Source organism: Dermabacter sp. HSID17554, assembly GCF_003989295.1.
GTDB lineage: Bacteria > Actinomycetota > Actinomycetes > Actinomycetales > Dermabacteraceae > Dermabacter > Dermabacter vaginalis.
Genome location: NZ_RBLW01000017.1, coordinates 1 through 855 on the forward strand (window position 1 = coordinate 1; position 855 = coordinate 855).

Genomic DNA, 855 nt, shown 5'->3' on the forward strand with positions numbered 1-855 from the left:
TATAACGGTCAGATAACGGGACGTGGGTCCCGGACAGCACAAGGGGGAAGCGTGGGAACCGCACGCGCTCTGACGCCGTGGTTCGCACACTCCCACCAACACTTTCAAGGGAGTGCACTTATGAAGTTCGATATGGGCAACCAGACCCTTTCCACCCTCACCACCAACACCGCAGGCTCCAACGACGACCTGGGCGCCCTCGTCAAGCAGCTCGTCGCTTCGGTTGAGCCGCTCGAGGGCAAGTTCAACGGTGCCGGTCGCGCCGCCTTCGACCAGTTCAAGGGCCGCACCGACGAAATCAGCGCCGACCTCAACTCCTCGCTCGGCCGCATCGTCGAGGGCCAGGGTGGCATGGACACCGCCTTCCAGACCGGCGACCAGGAGTCGATGGACAACTCCACCTCCGCTCAGGGCTCGGCCAACTTCGACGGCGCCCGCTTCTCCGGCCAGCGCTGAAACCCCCACACACCCACACACACTTTTTTCTAGAGAGGAACTCTCATGCCCACCACCGACCGTATTTCGTTCGACACCGGCGTTTCCCAGTCCGTCCAGGGCGACCTCGCAGGCATCATCGGCCGTCTCGAAGGCCTCATCGCCCAGCGCGACCAGCAGGTCGCTACCGCCATGGCCGACTTCCAGGCCGACGGCGTCTCCGAAGAATACCGCCACGTTGAACAGCGCTGGAACCGCGCCTCCAACGAGGTCCGCAACATCATCAACCTCGTCAAGACCACCATGGGCAAAAACGACGAAACCGCCACCAGCGCCCAACAACGCGCCGCCTCCGCCGTCTCCAACATCGGCTAACACCACCACACCACCAACGCCCTGCCGCCCCAGCGGCGGCAGGGC

2 protein-coding genes are annotated in these 855 nt (G+C 64.0%); both read left to right on the plus strand.

Annotated elements, in window-relative coordinates:
• The first annotated feature begins 120 nt into the window (after window positions 1–120).
• Window positions 121–456 carry a hypothetical protein gene (locus D8M36_RS10000; protein WP_074299418.1) on the plus strand — a complete coding sequence of 112 codons (336 nt, stop codon included), beginning with the start codon at window positions 121–123 and terminating at the stop codon, window positions 454–456.
• 45 nt (window positions 457–501) lie between these two features.
• Window positions 502–810, plus strand: coding sequence for a pore-forming ESAT-6 family protein (locus D8M36_RS10005; RefSeq protein ID WP_126848622.1), 309 nt, complete (start codon window positions 502–504; stop codon window positions 808–810).
• Window positions 811–855 lie beyond the last annotated feature (45 nt).

What these genes read in the sequence shown, in the direction of transcription:
- D8M36_RS10000 (WP_074299418.1), top strand. Translation starts at nt 121, where the DNA reads ATGAAGTTCGATATGGGCAACCAGACCCTTTCCACCCTCACCACCAAC.
- D8M36_RS10005 (WP_126848622.1), top strand. Translation starts at nt 502, where the DNA reads ATGCCCACCACCGACCGTATTTCGTTCGACACCGGCGTTTCCCAGTCC.